General features: G+C 66.6%; 18 protein-coding genes and 2 tRNA genes. 13 read left to right on the top strand and 7 right to left on the bottom strand.

Annotated elements, in window-relative coordinates:
- Positions 1-10: 10 nt before the first annotated feature.
- The 3 genes from FCT00_RS10665 (at position 11) to bmt (ending at position 3,895) form a co-directional block, all read left to right on the top strand.
- Complete coding sequence (locus FCT00_RS10665; protein ID WP_171042961.1) at positions 11-763, top strand: alpha/beta fold hydrolase; 753 nt, start codon at positions 11-13, stop codon at positions 761-763.
- A 112-nt stretch (positions 764-875) separates the two neighbouring features.
- Positions 876-2,801, top strand: coding sequence for a phosphatidylglycerol lysyltransferase domain-containing protein (locus FCT00_RS10660; protein WP_138423014.1), 1,926 nt, complete (start codon positions 876-878; stop codon positions 2,799-2,801).
- Positions 2,802-2,878: 77 nt separating this feature from the next.
- Positions 2,879-3,895 carry a betaine--homocysteine S-methyltransferase gene (bmt, locus tag FCT00_RS10655; protein ID WP_138423013.1) on the top strand — a complete coding sequence of 339 codons (1,017 nt, stop codon included), beginning with the start codon at positions 2,879-2,881 and terminating at the stop codon, positions 3,893-3,895.
- A gap of 3 nt (positions 3,896-3,898) precedes the next feature.
- Here bmt and FCT00_RS10650 read toward each other — a convergent pair whose 3' ends face one another.
- Positions 3,899-4,981 carry a PA0069 family radical SAM protein gene (locus FCT00_RS10650; RefSeq protein ID WP_138423012.1) on the bottom strand — a complete coding sequence of 361 codons (1,083 nt, stop codon included), beginning with the start codon at positions 4,979-4,981 and terminating at the stop codon, positions 3,899-3,901.
- A 142-nt stretch (positions 4,982-5,123) separates the two neighbouring features.
- On the opposite strand from FCT00_RS10650, the gene FCT00_RS10645 reads away from it, so the two are divergent.
- The 6 genes from FCT00_RS10645 (at position 5,124) to FCT00_RS10620 (ending at position 7,963) form a co-directional block, all read left to right on the top strand.
- The gene (locus FCT00_RS10645) at positions 5,124-5,828 is read left to right on the top strand and encodes a corrinoid protein (protein WP_008328218.1); all 705 of its coding nucleotides are present in this window, start codon (positions 5,124-5,126) and stop codon (positions 5,826-5,828) included.
- A 92-nt stretch (positions 5,829-5,920) separates the two neighbouring features.
- Positions 5,921-6,100: a hypothetical protein gene (locus tag FCT00_RS10640; protein ID WP_138423011.1), complete on the top strand. Its 180-nt coding sequence runs from the start codon at positions 5,921-5,923 to the stop codon at positions 6,098-6,100.
- A gap of 4 nt (positions 6,101-6,104) precedes the next feature.
- The gene (locus FCT00_RS10635; RefSeq protein WP_138423010.1) at positions 6,105-6,776 is read left to right on the top strand and encodes a methyltransferase domain-containing protein; all 672 of its coding nucleotides are present in this window, start codon (positions 6,105-6,107) and stop codon (positions 6,774-6,776) included.
- A 40-nt stretch (positions 6,777-6,816) separates the two neighbouring features.
- Positions 6,817-7,032 carry a hypothetical protein gene (locus tag FCT00_RS10630; protein WP_138423009.1) on the top strand — a complete coding sequence of 72 codons (216 nt, stop codon included), beginning with the start codon at positions 6,817-6,819 and terminating at the stop codon, positions 7,030-7,032.
- The gene (locus tag FCT00_RS10625; RefSeq protein ID WP_138423008.1) at positions 7,029-7,340 is read left to right on the top strand and encodes a YbjQ family protein; all 312 of its coding nucleotides are present in this window, start codon (positions 7,029-7,031) and stop codon (positions 7,338-7,340) included. Before FCT00_RS10630 ends, FCT00_RS10625 begins: the two co-directional genes overlap by 4 nt.
- Positions 7,337-7,963, top strand: coding sequence for a DUF1638 domain-containing protein (locus FCT00_RS10620; RefSeq protein WP_138423007.1), 627 nt, complete (start codon positions 7,337-7,339; stop codon positions 7,961-7,963). Before FCT00_RS10625 ends, FCT00_RS10620 begins: the two co-directional genes overlap by 4 nt.
- Before the next feature lie 147 nt (positions 7,964-8,110).
- On the opposite strand, the gene FCT00_RS10615 is transcribed toward FCT00_RS10620, so the two are convergent.
- The gene (locus FCT00_RS10615) at positions 8,111-8,521 is read right to left on the bottom strand and encodes a SufE family protein (RefSeq protein ID WP_138423006.1); all 411 of its coding nucleotides are present in this window, start codon (positions 8,519-8,521) and stop codon (positions 8,111-8,113) included.
- A 129-nt stretch (positions 8,522-8,650) separates the two neighbouring features.
- On the opposite strand from FCT00_RS10615, the gene FCT00_RS10610 reads away from it, so the two are divergent.
- Complete coding sequence (locus tag FCT00_RS10610; protein WP_138423005.1) at positions 8,651-9,121, top strand: hypothetical protein; 471 nt, start codon at positions 8,651-8,653, stop codon at positions 9,119-9,121.
- 142 nt (positions 9,122-9,263) lie between these two features.
- On the opposite strand, the gene rnd is transcribed toward FCT00_RS10610, so the two are convergent.
- The 3 genes from rnd to purM form a co-directional block, all read right to left on the bottom strand.
- Entirely contained in the window at positions 9,264-10,427 is a 1,164-nt protein-coding gene (gene rnd, locus FCT00_RS10605; RefSeq protein WP_008328204.1) for a ribonuclease D, read from the bottom strand.
- A gap of 63 nt (positions 10,428-10,490) precedes the next feature.
- Positions 10,491-11,081, bottom strand: coding sequence for a phosphoribosylglycinamide formyltransferase (gene purN, locus FCT00_RS10600; protein WP_138423004.1), 591 nt, complete (start codon positions 11,079-11,081; stop codon positions 10,491-10,493).
- Positions 11,078-12,136 carry a phosphoribosylformylglycinamidine cyclo-ligase gene (gene purM / locus FCT00_RS10595; protein WP_138423003.1) on the bottom strand — a complete coding sequence of 353 codons (1,059 nt, stop codon included), beginning with the start codon at positions 12,134-12,136 and terminating at the stop codon, positions 11,078-11,080. Before purM ends, purN begins: the two co-directional genes overlap by 4 nt.
- A 100-nt stretch (positions 12,137-12,236) precedes the next feature.
- Here purM and FCT00_RS10590 point away from each other — a divergent pair.
- Positions 12,237-12,313 (top strand) — tRNA-Ile (locus FCT00_RS10590).
- A 14-nt stretch (positions 12,314-12,327) separates the two neighbouring features.
- On the opposite strand, the gene FCT00_RS10585 is transcribed toward FCT00_RS10590, so the two are convergent.
- On the bottom strand, positions 12,328-12,810 hold the full coding sequence (locus FCT00_RS10585; RefSeq protein ID WP_008328198.1) for an SRPBCC family protein: 483 nt from the start codon (positions 12,808-12,810) through the stop codon (positions 12,328-12,330).
- A complete protein-coding gene (locus FCT00_RS10580; protein ID WP_138423002.1) occupies positions 12,803-13,147 on the bottom strand; it encodes an ArsR/SmtB family transcription factor in 345 nt (114 codons plus the stop codon). Before FCT00_RS10580 ends, FCT00_RS10585 begins: the two co-directional genes overlap by 8 nt.
- Positions 13,148-13,310: 163 nt before the next feature.
- Between FCT00_RS10580 and FCT00_RS10575 the strand changes: the two genes are divergently transcribed.
- Both FCT00_RS10575 and FCT00_RS10570 read left to right on the top strand, forming a co-directional pair.
- The gene (locus FCT00_RS10575) at positions 13,311-14,222 is read left to right on the top strand and encodes an MBL fold metallo-hydrolase (RefSeq protein WP_138423001.1); all 912 of its coding nucleotides are present in this window, start codon (positions 13,311-13,313) and stop codon (positions 14,220-14,222) included.
- A gap of 66 nt (positions 14,223-14,288) precedes the next feature.
- A tRNA-Asn gene (locus tag FCT00_RS10570) sits at positions 14,289-14,363 on the top strand.
- The last annotated feature ends 13 nt before the right edge of the window (positions 14,364-14,376 follow it).

Genomic DNA, 14,376 nt, shown 5'->3' with positions numbered 1-14,376 from the left:
CGTCCAGACGATGGGCGATCCCGACGCCCGGCCGCTTCTCTTCCTTCATGGCGGGGGCGGGTCCCTCGCCGATTTCGAGGCGATTTTTCCTGCGCTCGACGAATTCCACTGCGTATTCGTGGATACACGCGGTCACGGTCGCTCGACCCTCGGGCGCGCGACCATGTCCTATTCGCGCCTCGCCGACGACATCGAAGCGGTGATCGACCACCTCGACCTCGACCGCCCGGTGGTGTTCGGCCACAGCGACGGCGGCACGGTCGCGCTGGAGCTTGCCTCGCGCGCACATACCGAGCTTGCGGGTATCATCACCCTCGGCGCGAACGCATGGCGCCCCAGCGACCGCGTGTTCGAGACCTTCCTGGGCCGCATCACCCCGACCCTCTGGCGCCACAGGTTCCCCGGCAGCGTCGAAGACTACGAGGCGATGAACCCGGACGGCAACTTCGATCGTTTCTTCACCCAGCTTTCGGGCATGTGGCGCAACGTGGCCGACGGGAACTATCCGGGCGAGCGCATCCGGCAGATCCGCTGCCCCGCGCTGATCCTCGGCGGCGAACACGACCACCTCGTATCGGTGGACGAGACCATCGAGATCTACCGCGCCATACCGAACGCGCACCTCGGGGTCATTCCCTATGCGAGCCACATGATCCACGCCGAACAGCCGGATCACATCAGCCCGTTCATCTGCGACTTCATGCTGTTTCTGGACGACCGGGAGGCCCCGCAGGGCGCGGCCCTTATCCCGCAGACGCGTTAACCAGCTTGAACGAAATCGGGCCTGTTGCCCAATTTGCGCGCGATTTGAACTGTTAATCGCCCCTTATGGGGTCGAGTTCTAGTCTCGCCCCTCCGAACATGAGGGGTGAGGCATGAGGGGACACGACCGCGAACCGGGAAACCGGACCGCCGCGCTGACGACGGATATACCACGGCTGGCGGTGGGCCGTGTGCTGGCGCGCCAGCTCGTGCCGCTCGGCGTCTTCGCCCTGCTCGCACTCGTCCTGCGCCACAGGATCGCGGAACTCGACATCGCGCATATCCGTTCGGCGCTCGCCACGGTCGGCCCGGTGCAGTGGGCGTTGGGGCTTGGGCTGACCGCCGTCAGCTTCTGGGCCCTCGGGCGCTACGACGTGGTCGTCCATCGGCTGATCGGGCGCGATACGGAGCCGAAACGCGCCGCGATCACCGGGATGACCGCCATCGCGGTCGGTCAGACCGTCGGAATGGGCGCTCTCACCGGCACCTTCGTTCGCTGGCGGCTGTTGCCGGGCCTCGGCCTTGGCGACGCCACACGCATTTCGGCCATCGTGACCGTCTCGTTCTTCGCGGCCTGGGCGGTGGTCACGGCCCTTACCGTGCTGACGTTCGGCGCGACCCTGCCCCATTCCGCCCTGTTGGCCGGTCTCGTGCTCGCCGCTGCCCTCGCCCTCGCGCTTCTGTCCCTGTGGCGTCCAGGTCGCCTCGCCCGCTGGCCGCTGCCACCGCTGAAGGCGATGGGGCTGGTCTTTGGCTTCACCGCCGTCGACACGCTCGCGGCGGGGGGCGTGCTGTGGGTCATGCTGCCAGACGAGGTGCAGATCGCCCCCGGCACGCTCATCACCGCCTACCTGCTGGCGCTCGGTGCCGGGCTGGTCCTGACCACCCCCGGCGGGGTCGGCCCGTTCGAGGTCGCGCTGCTCGCCTTGCTGCCCACAGTGCCCGACGAGCCGCTTTTGGCGGCGGTTCTGGCCTATCGCGCGATCTACTACGCGCTCCCCGCGCTGATCGGCGGCTTGGTCCTGCTGCGCCGTCCCGACAGCGCCCCTGCCCCCGAACCGGCCCGCGCGGCACTTGCCCCTGTCGATCACGACCACCTTCCCCTCGTGGTCGAGGCCGCACTGGCGACCGCGCCGCGCGCCGAGGCGGCACTGCTTCGCCACGGTCGCTTCCAACTTCTCGCCAACGCCCGTCTCTGGCCCGCCGCCCTTGTCGCGCGGTCCGGTCAGTCGCTCATCATGCTGGGTGATCCCCTGACCCCGGATCGGCGCGCGGACGACGTGGTGTCGGACCTTGCCGACCGCGCCCGCGCCACACTGACCAGCCCAGTGATCTACAAATGCGGCGCACGTCTTGGCGTTCTCGCCCGCAAGAAGGGTTGGGCGCTCCTCCCCGTCGCGCGGGAAGGTTGGGTCGATCCGGGCCGTTTTTCCACCGATGGGCCGACGCGCCGCCAACTGAGGCGCAAGCTTCGCAAGGCCGAAGGCGCCGGGATCACGGTATCGGCCATCGACCCCGGCGACCCGGTCCCGATCCCCTTCGACGAGATGGACGCGCTCGCCGCCCGATGGTCCGCTGCGCGGGGCGGCGAACGTGGGTTTTCCATGGGGGTCTGGAGCCCGGCCACGATGCGTAATGCCGCCATCTACATCGCGCGGGACGGTGACGGGCGGATGCAGGGGTTCGTCACGGTCCACGCGAACCGGCGCGAACATACGCTCGACCTGATGCGGCAGGGCGACGACGCAGTGGACGGATTGATGCATCTTCTCGTCACCCATGCCATCAAGGGCGCTGCCGTCGCGAGCGTGCCGCGCTTTTCCCTCGCCGCCGTGCCGACCGGCGAAATCGCGGGCGAACCTGCGCTTTTCACCCGGCTGCGCGCCCTGCTCGACCATGCCACGGGTGCTGCGGGACTGCGACAGTTCAAGTCCGCCTTCGCCCCGGAATGGGAAACGCTTTACCTCGCCGCCCCCACGCGCACGGCCCTCGCCCTCGGCGCCCTCGACATCACGCGGGAGATTCTGCGCGACGCCTGAGCGCGCCGCGCCCCCCTTGGCACGGGTCCGCATTTCGTGGCACATCACGGCGAACCAAACGGACAAAGGCCCGGATCATGTCGCAGGACGCGCTTTCAACACTCCTTTCAGAACGCGACTGGCTGCTCGCCGACGGTGCCACCGGCACGACGCTTTTCAACATGGGCCTCACCTCGGGTGATGCACCCGAGATGTGGAACGTGGACCACCCGGATCGCGTGCGCGCGCTCTATCAGGGGCCGGTCGATGCGGGCTCGGACATCTTTCTGACCAACAGCTTCGGCGGCACCGCGTCGCGCCTGAAGCTTCACAACGCACAGGACCGGGTGGGCGAACTCAACCGGATCGCCGCCGAACTGGGGCGCGAAGTGGCCGACAAGGCCGGGCGCACCGTCATCGTCGCCGGGTCGATGGGACCGACGGGCGAGATCATGGAGCCGATGGGCCCGCTGTCCTTCGATGCCGCGGTCGAGATGTTCCACGAACAGGCCGAGGCGCTGAAGGCGGGCGGTGTCGATGTCCTGTGGGTCGAAACCATCTCGTCGCCCGACGAATACAAGGCCGCCGCGCGGGCGGCCGCGCTGGCCGACATGCCGTGGTGCGGCACGATGAGCTTCGACACCGCCGGACGCACCATGATGGGCGTGACTTCGGCCGCGATGGCCAAGCTGGTCGAAACGCTGCCCAACCCGCCCATCGGCTTCGGCGCGAACTGCGGCGTGGGCGCATCCGACCTGCTGCGCACGATCCTCGGCTTCAAACAGACCGGAACCGAGCGTCCGGTGATCGCCAAGGGCAACGCGGGCATCCCGAAATACGTCCATGGCCACATCCATTATGACGGCACGCCCGAACTCATGGCCGACTATGCCGTGATGGCCCGCGACTGCGGTGCCCGGATCATCGGCGGCTGCTGCGGCACGACGCCCGAGCACCTTGTCGCGATGCGCGAGGCGCTGGAAACCCGCGCGCCGGGCGCTGCGCCCGCCCTCGAACGGATTGCCGAGACCTTGGGCGCCTTCTCTTCGGCCTCGGACGGGACCGACGACAAAGGCCCCGCCCCACGTGAACGGCGCGGCCGGCGCCGGGGCTGACCCTCAGGCGAACAGGTCGAGCTGGTCGCCCGCTTTCGGCGGCACGCGAAACAGGTCGGTGCGCAGGTCCGGCAGGTGCTTGTTCAGCCCCAGCCGTTTCAGCGCGACCCGGAACCGCATATCGAGCATTTCGGCATACGGCCCCTCGCCCCGCATCCGCCGCCCCCAATCGCTGACGTAGAGTTTGCCGTCGTGCATGTCGCGCAGGTGACCCAGCACCCGGTTGGCCCGGTCCGGGTAGTGCTCGACGAGCCAGTCCTGAAACAGATCGGCCACTTCGCGCGGCAGGCGTAGCATGATCCAGCTTGCCGCCTTGGCCCCCGCCGCGGCGCTGGCCTCCATGATCCGCTCCATTTCGCTGTCCGACAGGCCGGGAATGACCGGCCCCAGCATCGCCCGCACCGGCACCCCGGCCTCGGACAAGGCCCGGATCGTGGCGAGACGACGAGCGGGCGCAGGCACACGCGGCTCCATCCGACGGGCGAGCCTCGGGTCCAGCGTCGTCACCGAAACGCCGACATGCACCAGCCCGTCACGGGCCATGTCGGACAGGATGTCGATGTCGCGTTCGATCAGCGTGCCCTTGGTCACGATCCCGACCGGATGGCGGAACTCACGCAGCACCTCAAGCACCTCGCGCATCGCCCGGAACCTGCCCTCGATCGGCTGATAGGGGTCCGTGTTCGTGCCGATGGCGATGGTCGCGGGCTTGTAGGACTTGCGCGACAACTCCCGCGCCAGAACCGCCGCGATGCCGGGCCGCGCCACGAGCTGTGTCTCGAAATCCAGCCCCGGCGACAGGCCGAGCCAGGCATGACTGGGTCGCGCGAAACAGTAGATGCAGCCATGTTCGCACCCCCGGTAGGGGTTCACCGAGCGATCGAAGGGCACATCGGGCGAGGAATTCCGGGTGATCGCCGAGCGCGGCGCTTCCAGCCTGACATCGGTGCGGATCGCCTGCTCCGGCTCCTGCCACCAACCATCGTCGACCGCGACCCGCGCATGACGTTCGTAGCGCCCCGAGGCGTTGGTCGTGGCCGCCCGCCCCCGGCGCCGGTCAGCTTGAATCTGCGGTCGTTCTTCCATGATGAGAACATTAGTAGAACATTATTCCGCGCCTGCAAAGGTCGCTTCGATATTTCCAGATGTCGCAAATGGTCTGCACCGAACGGCGAAAATGGCGCATTCAGGCGGTAAATCTGCGCGAACCGCCTGAAAGGAAAGGCCTATGGCCGAGGAAGACGACGACATCATCCTGTCCGAACTCGACGACGAGGAACTCGTCGCTCAGATGATGGACGACCTCTACGACGGTCTCGCCGAAGAGATCAGCGAAGCGACCCATATCCTGCTGGACCGTGGGTGGGCGCCCTATGACGTCCTGACCAAGGCGCTGGTCGCGGGCATGACCATCGTCGGGCACGATTTCCGCGATGGCATCCTGTTCGTGCCCGAAGTGCTGCTTGCGGCCAACGCGATGAAGGCTGGCATGGCGATCCTGAAGCCGCTTCTGGCCGAAACCGGCGCGCCCACCATCGGGCGCATGGTGATCGGGACGGTGAAGGGCGACATTCACGACATCGGCAAGAACCTCGTCTCGATGATGATGGAGGGCGCCGGGTTCGAGGTCGTCGATCTGGGTATCAACTGCGAAGCCGAGAAATACCTGAACGCGCTCGAAGCCGAAAAGGCCGACATCCTCGGCATGTCCGCGCTGCTGACCACCACCATGCCCTATATGAAAATCGTCATCGACGAGATGGTCGCGAAGGGCGTGCGCGAGGATTACATCATCCTCGTCGGAGGTGCGCCGCTGAACGAGGAATTCGGCAAGGCGATCGGGGCCGATGCTTACTGCCGTGACGCGGCTGTGGCCGTCGAAACCGCGAAACAGATGATGGCGCGCAAGCACAACCAGCCCAACGCGGGCTGAGTTTGGCCGACGCTCCGCCACGAACCCCGCCGCTGGGTCTGGCAACCCGGCGCGGGCACGCTTAGGTTCAGGGTCTTCAAGGAGTGTCCTACATGACCCCACGCCGCATTTTCCTGGCCCTCATGGCCCTCGCCACAGCGGGCCTTGCATTTTACGTGCTGGTCGAGGCGATCATCACCGATCACCTCACGCAGCAGGTGTTCTACGCCATTCTGCCCCTCGTCCTGTTGTTCTCCGTTGCCTGGAACGGGCTCACCAACAAACGCGACTGATCGGATGTATGGCCCTGCACTCGCCCTGATCCATGCCGAGGCCTTTTCCGACACATTTCGCCCTGCTTTCGACTGGCTGACCGAACAGGTCTACGCCGGACCGCGCCCCGCCCGCCTGTTCGATCTGGGCTGCGGCGATGGAGCTTGGCTCGATTTCGCCCGCTATCACGGCATCCCCGGTGCGGGTCTGGACGCCTCCGAGGCCTTCGTGCACCTCGCCCTCGCCCGCAAACTCGCCGTCACTCTTGGCGATGCCGCGCGCCCGCTGGTTCCGCGGGGGACGAGTGCCATCACGGCCCTTGGCGAAGTGCTGGCCTACGCCCCTGCCGGGCTTACCGGTGCGACACAGGCGGCGGCACAGGCGTTGCCCCCGAACGGTCTGTTCCTGTTCGACCTGATCCGCCCCGATGTCGAAGGCGGCGAAACCGAGCGGCACGGAAACGGATGGACCATCGTGGCGAAGACCCGGATCTCGGGCGCCCGACTGACCCGCGACATCACCGTGACCACGCCACAAGGCACGACCCAGGAAACCCACGAACAACAGATCTTCGACCCCGGGGCGGTCACCCGCCTCGTCGCCGATGCCGGGTTTTCCTGCGACCTGCTGGCAAGCTACGGCCCCTGCCCGCTTCTGCCCGGCCGCTTCGCCATCCTCGCGCGAAAACTTGCGTGATCCCGGCCCGACCCCCATCTTCTCGTCAAAGGAGATCGCCATGCCCCTCGACCGTTTCGTCCTGATCCTCGTGATCGTGATCGCCGCCGCAGGCGTCACCGTCTGGCTCGGCACAATGATCGCCGCCTCGGCGCAGATTCCTGCAGGCTGGCTTTCGGTGATCCCCGTGGCCCTGATCGGCTATGTGGTCTGGCGCGTGATCTCGGACCGGCTGAACAATTCCGACGACGACCACTACGACAGGATCGAAAAATGATCGTCCTGACCACCGACACCTTTCCGGGGCGCGAGGTCGAACCGCTCGGCATGGTGCGCGGCTCCACCGTGCGCGCCAAACACATCGGCTCGGACATCGTGGCGGGCCTGCGCAACCTCGTCGGCGGCGAGGTCAAGGAATACGCGGCCCTTCTGGCCGGCGCGCGGGAGCAGGCGATGGACAGGATGATCGCCGAGGCGCGCGGCCTCGGTGCCGATGCGATCATCGCGGCGCGGCTCGAAACCTCGACCATCGCGCAGGCGGCGAGCGAAATCCTCGCCTATGGCACGGCGGTGAAATTCAGGTGATCCCCGACGACGCGGCGCTGACCGAAACCGGCCTGCCCCCGACCGGCGCGGGCCGCGTGCTCATCATCGGCTGCGGCGCGCTGGCGCGTGAAATTCTCGCCATCCTCCGCCTGAACCGCATGGATCACGTCGACCTGACCTGCCTGCCCGCGATCCTGCACAACCGGCCCGACCGGATCGCCCCGGCACTGGAAGCGGCCATCGCTGCCCATCGCAACACCTACGACCACCTCTTCGTCGCCTATGCCGACTGCGGAACCGGCGGAGCCGTGGCCGACCTGTGCGCGCGCGAAGGGATCGGGATGATCGCGGGCCCGCATTGCTACAGCTTCTTCGAAGGCAACGCCGCCTTCGCCGCGCGCGGCGAGGTGACGGCTTTCTACCTGACCGATTTCCTGGCCCGCCAGTTCGACGCCTTCGTGACCAAACCTCTGGGCCTCGACCGTCACCCCGAACTGCGCGACGCCTATTTCGGCAATTACGAAACGCTGGTCTATCTCGCCCAGACCGACGACGCCGCACTCGACGCAAAGGCCCGACAGGCCGCGAAAGACCTCGGCCTCGCCTACGAGCGCCGGTTCACCGGCTACGGCGACCTCGCAACCACGCTGTCGCGCCTCTGATCTTCTCTGTTTCGAAAATACTTTGGGAGGTCTGGAGGGCTAGCCCTCCAGAGGCGGCTCCGGCCGCCTGCCACCGCGACGGCCCGCCGCAGGCGGGACGGCGCAAAACCTGCGCGGGCGCCAGCCCGCACCGCTTGGGAGCGGGGGTCAGGCGGCTTCGACCGCCAGCTTGTTGATCCGCTGGATCATGGCCTTGAGCCCGTTGGAGCGTTGGGCCGACAGATGCTCCTCCAGCGAAAGTCGCCCGAGCTCGGCCTTGGCGTCGATCTTCGGCACGTCGGAGACGGCGACCCCGTTGTAGAGCGCCGACAGCACCGCGATGATCCCGCGCACGATCAGCGCATCGGAATCGCCCCGGAACCGGAACGTGCCGCCTTCGATCTCGGGCATCAGCCAGACCTGACTCGCGCAGCCTTCGACCTTGGTCGCGGGCACCTTCAGCGCGTCTTCGAGCGGGTCCATGGCGCGGCCCAGATCGATGACATGGGCATAGCGGTCTTCCCAGTCGTCGAGAAACTCGAAATCTTCCACGATGTCTTCGAATGCTTCGGTTGCCATCGGCCTCTCCTTTGCCCTCCACCTAGGCGCGCATGCCACAAAGGTCCAGCCCCTTGGGCGCGACATGACGATCCGGGTTTTCAAAGCGCGCGGATTCGGCTAACCCAAGGCAAGCACAGGGGGACGCACATGATTTTCCGCATCATCGGCTCATGTCTACTAGGGGTGGTTCTGACGGGGTGTTCCGGCGCCAGCCTGAACCCGCTCGACTGGTTCGGCCCCAAGGACGATATTGAACTGGTGACGCTCGAGCCGAAGGACGGCTGGGATGCGGTCGATTACGACTATCGCGGCCCCATCGCGCAGGTCACGCGACTGAGTGTGGAGCGGGCCTCGGGCGGCTACATCATCCGCGCGGTCGGCAACCCGCCGCGCTTGGGATATTGGGAGGCCGAACTGGTCCCCGAGAACGACGAAGTGCCGGTGAAGGGCGTGATGACCTACAATTTCATGGTCGCCCCCCCGCCCTGGGCCACCGCGACCTCGCGCCCGCAGGCCCGGCAGATTCACGTCGCGCATTACGTGTCCGACGTGAAACTCGGCGGCGCCCGGTCGATCCGCGTGGTCGGCGCGAACAACTCGGTCACCGCCCGGCCCTGATCGCGATAACGGAGCGGGCTGACGCCCGCACAGGGTTTGCGCCGTCCCGCCTGCGGCGGGTCGTCGCGATGGGGGAGGCCAGCCTCCCCCTTGCGCCGGAGGCGCAATTCACCCTCCGAGGTTTCCTAAAACAGAGAAGCCATCAGGTTTCGATGACCTGAACCGACTGGCCCTTCACGCCGAGTGCGAGTTCGCCGTCGCACAGGCGCAGGGCGTCCTTGCCGAACACCTCCGCCCGCCAGCCCTTGAGCGCGGGAACCGAGCGTTTTCCGGCGGCGAGCAGGTCGAGGTCGGCGGCGGAGGCGATGAGCTTCTGGGCGACGCCGGTTTCTTCGCAACGCGCTTTCAGGAGCACGCGCAGCAGATCGGCGAGCGCCGGGTTCACCTGCAGTTTGTCGCGCCCGTCCTTTTCGACCTTCGGCAAATCTTCCTGCGGGCAGTCGAGCCCGGCCTGCACCGCGGCGAGGATACCTTCGGCCACCTCGCCCTTGCGCGCTTCGCGCAAAAGCAGGCGGGAGCGGCCCAGTTCGCCCATGTCTTTGGGCTTGGTCGAGGCCAGTTCCATCAGCGCATCGTCCTTGTAGACGCGGCTGCGGGGGATGTTGCGCTCTTGCGCATAGGTCTCGCGAAAGCGGGCGAGCTCGCGCACGATGGCCAGAAACCGGGCCGAGTTGGTCCGGGTCTTGACCCGTTTCCAGGCTTCGTCCGGGTCCACGGTATAGGTGTCGGGGTCGGTGAGGACCGAAAGCTCCTCCTTCACCCACTTGGCGCGGCCGGTCTCTTCGAGCTGGGCCTTGAGGAATTCGTAGATCACACGCAGATGCGTGACGTCGCCGATGGCGTATTTCTTCTGCGCATCGGTCAGAGGACGGCGCGACCAGTCGGTGAAGCGCGAGGATTTGTCGAGTTGCGCCTTGGCGATCTTGCGCACCAGCGTCTCGTAGCCGGCCTGATCGCCGAAGCCGCAGACCATCGCGGCCACCTGCGTATCGAAAAGCGGCGACGGGATCAGCCCCGCATCGACGTAGAAGATCTCGAGGTCCTGACGCGCGGCGTGAAACACCTTGACCACGCCTTCGTCGCGGAAAAGCTCGTAGAGCGGTTCGAGCGACAGGCCATCGGCCAAGGGGTCGACCAGCACCGCGTCAACCTCGTCGTCGTCGCCCATCACGGCGAGCTGAACGAGGCAGAGTTTCGAGTAATAGGTCCGTTCCCGCAAAAATTCGGTATCGACGGTGACGTAGGGAAAGGTTGCAGCGCGGCGGCAGTAATCGGCAAGCGCTTCGGTCGTTGTAATCGTTTTCATTCTGCTTGTCTGTTTGGCGCGTCGCCCTCCCGTCTATCGGGAAATTTTCCCGATAGGAAGGGGTCAGGGCAAAACCACCGGGGTCCGGTCGCCCGTGGCGAAGCGGGCGAGCACGGCCGGGTAGAGCCGATGCTCCATCGGCAGCAGGCGGGCGGCCAGATCGTCGGGCGTATCCCCCGGCAGGATCGGCACCCGGGCCTGACCGAGGATCGGCCCGCCGTCGAGTTCCGCCGTCACTTCGTGGACCGAGCAGCCCGCTTCGTCGTCCCCCGCCTCGATCGCGCGGGCATGGGTATCGAGGCCCTTGTATTTGGGCAGGAGCGACGGGTGGATGTTCAGCATCCGTCCGGCGAAGTGGTTGATGACGGTCGGCGTCAGGATGCGCATGAACCCGGCGAGACAGATGATATCCGGCCGGGCCGCGTCCAGCGTTTCGATCAGGGCGGCCTCGAAAGCCTCGCGATCCCGACCGAACGGCTTGTGCTCGACGACCGCCGTCGCGATCCCCATCGCCTGCGCCTTGGCGATCCCGCCTGCTGTGGCGACGTTCGACAGAACCAGAACAGGGCGCGCCGGATGGTCGCCCGTCATGCTGTCCGCCAGCGCCACCATGTTCGAGCCGGAGCCGGAAATCAGGATGGCGACGCGCTTCACACGATGGACCCCAAGAACTGAACGCCCTCGCCCAGCCCCATGCGGCCGATCTGGACGACCTCTTCGCCTGCCGCTTCCAGCGCCTCGGTCACCTCGCGCGCACTGGCCGCGTCGACGACGAGGATCATGCCGATCCCGCAATTGAAGGTCTTGAGGATCTCGGACTGGCTCATCCCGCCGGTCTCGGCGAGCCACTTGAACACCGGCGGCAGATCCCATGCGTCGAGGTCGACCATCGCCTGTCCGCCCGCAGGCAATACGCGCGGCAGGTTTTCGGTCAGACCGCCGCCCGTGATATGTGCCAGCGCGTGCACACCGCCCGCCCGGATCGCGGCGAGCGCCGGTTTGACGTAAAGCTTGGTGGGGGCCAGCAGCGCCTCGCCCAGCGTACCGTCGCCCTCGCTCGTCTCGAAGGGGCAAGCCGCATCCCAGCCAAGGCCCGACACCTCGACCAGCTTACGCACGAGGCTGTAGCCGTTGGAATGGACGCCCGACGAGGTCAGGCCGAGCAGCACGTCGCCCTCGGACACGCCTTTAGGCAGGTCCGTGCCACGCTCCATCGCGCCGACCGCGAAGCCTGCGAGGTCGAAGTCGCCATCGGCATACATGCCCGGCATTTCCGCCGTTTCCCCGCCGATCAGCGCGCAGCCCGACTGAAGACAGCCTTCCGCGATGCCTTCGACGATGCGCGCCGCGTCATCGACCGCCAGCTTGCCGGTCGCGAAATAGTCGAGGAAAAACAAAGGCTCGGCACCTTGGCAGACCAGATCGTTCACGCACATGGCGACAAGGTCGATCCCGATCGTGTCCACGTTGCCGGTGTCGATCGCGATGCGCAGCTTTGTGCCCACGCCATCGGTGGCCGCGACGAGGATCGGGTCGGTGTAGCCCGCCCCCTTGAGGTCGAAGAGCGCCCCAAAACCGCCCAGCCCGGCCATCACGCCGGGGCGGTTCGTCCGTTTCGCCGCCGGTTTGATCCGCTCGACAAGCGCGTTGCCCGCGTCGATATCGACGCCCGCATCCGCATAGGTGATCCCGTTCTTCCCGTCCGTCATGGCAGCCCCCGTCTGGTTGCCTCGCGCCTAGCGCAGCGGCGCGGGAAAGGCAACGGCGCTTGACGCCCCGCGCCGCCCCGACTACTCAAATCGCCACGGTGGGCCTGTAGCTCAATTGGTTAGAGCAGAGCGCTCATAACGCTTTGGTTGCGGGTTCAAGTCCTGCCGGGCCTACCAGACACCTCCACCCTTCAGCGTTCGACGTGCCGCGCGAGTTTGTCGAGCGTCTGGCCACCGAACTCGACCGCCCCGAATCCGATGACGATTCCGCGCCGTTCGGGCGTGGGATGCATCTGGCGCAGGGTCACGACGGTCTTGCCGTTGTCCTGTGCGTCGAATGTGACGAGCAGACGGAACCGGTCGGGATCGTCGTCGGCATCGGTGCCGTGATCGGCCTCGATCAGCCGCGACGGCTCGATCCGAAGAAAGGTGATCCGGTTGGAAAACGCCGTGCCGTCCGGCGCGATCATGTCGAAGCGCCAGCGCCCGCCGGGACGAATGTCGATCTCATGGGTGTCGAGCGTGAAGCCCTCCGGCCCGAACCACTGCACGATCTGCGCGGGATCGGCCCAGGCCGCGAACGCACGGTCGAGGCCGGCGGCCACCACGCGGGTCACGATGACCTCTTTGTCGAGCTGGGCCGCGGGCCACGCGGAAACGAAACCTTCAGTCATCCTCATTCTCCTGTTGTGTGCGGGCCAGATGCGCCTCAAACCGGTCGAACCGCGCCTCCCACTCCCGCCTTGCGTGTGCCAGCCAGTCCTCCGCCGCCCTGAGCGCCTCGGCATTGAGCGAGACGTGGCGCGCCCGGCCCTTCCGTCGCGAGGTGATGAGACCCGCCTTTTCCAGCACGCCGAGGTGCTGGGTGAAGGACGGCAGCGCCATGTCGAAGGGCCGCGCGAGGTCGGAAACCGTCGCCGGCCCCGCACAGAGCCGCGCGATCACGGCCAGACGCGTGGGATCGGACAGCGCGGCGAAGGACGATTCGATGGAGCGGCTTTGATTAGGCATATGCCTAACTAAATTCGGTATCTTAATTAGGTCAACACCTAAGTTTCCCCCGCGAGGCTTGTCCGCCTGTTCTGGACTCCACCCTGCCCGGCGCGGCCATCGCGAACCGGGTTCGGGCATCCGGGCCTTGCCAAACGGCGGGTTGCGGGGTTTCGTGCCCGGCATGGAAACGCCCGCCGATATGCCCGCCCACGGGGTGATGGAAGTGATGGAACCCGGTCTGCGCCGGATCATCGCCCCGAACCCGTCGCCCATGACCTATAGGGGCACCAACACCTTCGTCCTCGGGGAAGGCGATGTCACGGTGGTCGACCCCGGTCCCGACCATGCGGCGCATCTGGAGGCGATTCTCGGCGGTCTCGCGCCCGGCGAACGCGTGGCCCGAATTCTCGTCACCCACAGCCACGTCGATCACTCGCCACTCGCGCGCGGTCTGTCGCAGGCGACAGGGGCGCCGGTGATCGCGTTCGGCACGTCGCTCGCCGGACGGTCGCAGGTCATGGCCGACCTCGTGGCGCAGGGGATGACATCGGGCGGCGAAGGCGTGGACGCGGATTTCGTGCCCGACGAAGAGATGGCGGATGGCGACAGGCTCGACATCGGCAGCGGTCTGACGGTCGAGGCGATCTGGACCCCCGGCCATTTCTCGAACCACCTGAGTTTCGCCGTGGGCGACGTCATCCTCGTCGGCGATCACGTCATGGCCTGGGCTTCGTCGCTGGTCTCGCCGCCCGACGGCGACCTGACGGCGTTCATGGCGTCCTGCGAACGCCTTATGGCCCGCGATGCGCGCATACACTACCCGGCCCACGGCCCGGCCATCGACGACCCGAAAGCGCGCCTGCGCTGGCTTATCGAGCACCGCAAGGGTCGCGAAGCGAGCATTCTGGCCCAGCTCGCCACCGCACCCGCCACACCCGAGACGCTCACTCGCGCGATCTACACCGACACGCCCCCCGCGCTCCTCCCCGCCGCCGAACGCAACGTCTTCGCCCACCTCATCGACCTGTGGACCCGCCAAAAGGTCACGGCCACCCCGACCCTGTCCCCGAGCGCGATGTTCACGCTGACGTAAGACGAAAATTTTGTGACGATTTCCTCTGGACGGGCCAAAACACCGTTGCTATATGCGCCCCCGTGTTCCGGCGTAGCTCAGCGGTAGAGCAGTTGACTGTTAATCAATTGGTCGTAGGTTCGATCCCTACCGCCGGAGCCAAAAATCCCTGATA

It is taken from the genome of Maritimibacter alexandrii (genome assembly GCF_005871115.1).
Classification (GTDB): domain Bacteria; phylum Pseudomonadota; class Alphaproteobacteria; order Rhodobacterales; family Rhodobacteraceae; genus Maritimibacter; species Maritimibacter alkaliphilus.
Note: the sequence above shows the minus strand (reverse complement) of the source record. Positions and strands in the feature narration are given on the sequence as shown.

What these genes read in the sequence shown, in the direction of transcription:
- FCT00_RS10575 (WP_138423001.1), top strand. Translation starts at nt 13,311, where the DNA reads ATGGAAACGCCCGCCGATATGCCCGCCCACGGGGTGATGGAAGTGATG.
- FCT00_RS10585 (WP_008328198.1), bottom strand. Translation starts at nt 12,810, where the DNA reads ATGACTGAAGGTTTCGTTTCCGCGTGGCCCGCGGCCCAGCTCGACAAA.
- FCT00_RS10665 (WP_171042961.1), top strand. Translation starts at nt 11, where the DNA reads ATGGGCGATCCCGACGCCCGGCCGCTTCTCTTCCTTCATGGCGGGGGC.
- FCT00_RS10610 (WP_138423005.1), top strand. Translation starts at nt 8,651, where the DNA reads ATGATTTTCCGCATCATCGGCTCATGTCTACTAGGGGTGGTTCTGACG.
- FCT00_RS10635 (WP_138423010.1), top strand. Translation starts at nt 6,105, where the DNA reads ATGTATGGCCCTGCACTCGCCCTGATCCATGCCGAGGCCTTTTCCGAC.
- bmt (WP_138423013.1), top strand. Translation starts at nt 2,879, where the DNA reads ATGTCGCAGGACGCGCTTTCAACACTCCTTTCAGAACGCGACTGGCTG.
- FCT00_RS10650 (WP_138423012.1), bottom strand. Translation starts at nt 4,981, where the DNA reads ATGGAAGAACGACCGCAGATTCAAGCTGACCGGCGCCGGGGGCGGGCG.
- purM (WP_138423003.1), bottom strand. Translation starts at nt 12,136, where the DNA reads ATGACGGACGGGAAGAACGGGATCACCTATGCGGATGCGGGCGTCGAT.
- FCT00_RS10615 (WP_138423006.1), bottom strand. Translation starts at nt 8,521, where the DNA reads ATGGCAACCGAAGCATTCGAAGACATCGTGGAAGATTTCGAGTTTCTC.
- FCT00_RS10660 (WP_138423014.1), top strand. Translation starts at nt 876, where the DNA reads ATGAGGGGACACGACCGCGAACCGGGAAACCGGACCGCCGCGCTGACG.
- FCT00_RS10640 (WP_138423011.1), top strand. Translation starts at nt 5,921, where the DNA reads ATGACCCCACGCCGCATTTTCCTGGCCCTCATGGCCCTCGCCACAGCG.
- FCT00_RS10625 (WP_138423008.1), top strand. Translation starts at nt 7,029, where the DNA reads ATGATCGTCCTGACCACCGACACCTTTCCGGGGCGCGAGGTCGAACCG.
- rnd (WP_008328204.1), bottom strand. Translation starts at nt 10,427, where the DNA reads ATGAAAACGATTACAACGACCGAAGCGCTTGCCGATTACTGCCGCCGC.
- FCT00_RS10630 (WP_138423009.1), top strand. Translation starts at nt 6,817, where the DNA reads ATGCCCCTCGACCGTTTCGTCCTGATCCTCGTGATCGTGATCGCCGCC.
- FCT00_RS10580 (WP_138423002.1), bottom strand. Translation starts at nt 13,147, where the DNA reads ATGCCTAATCAAAGCCGCTCCATCGAATCGTCCTTCGCCGCGCTGTCC.
- FCT00_RS10645 (WP_008328218.1), top strand. Translation starts at nt 5,124, where the DNA reads ATGGCCGAGGAAGACGACGACATCATCCTGTCCGAACTCGACGACGAG.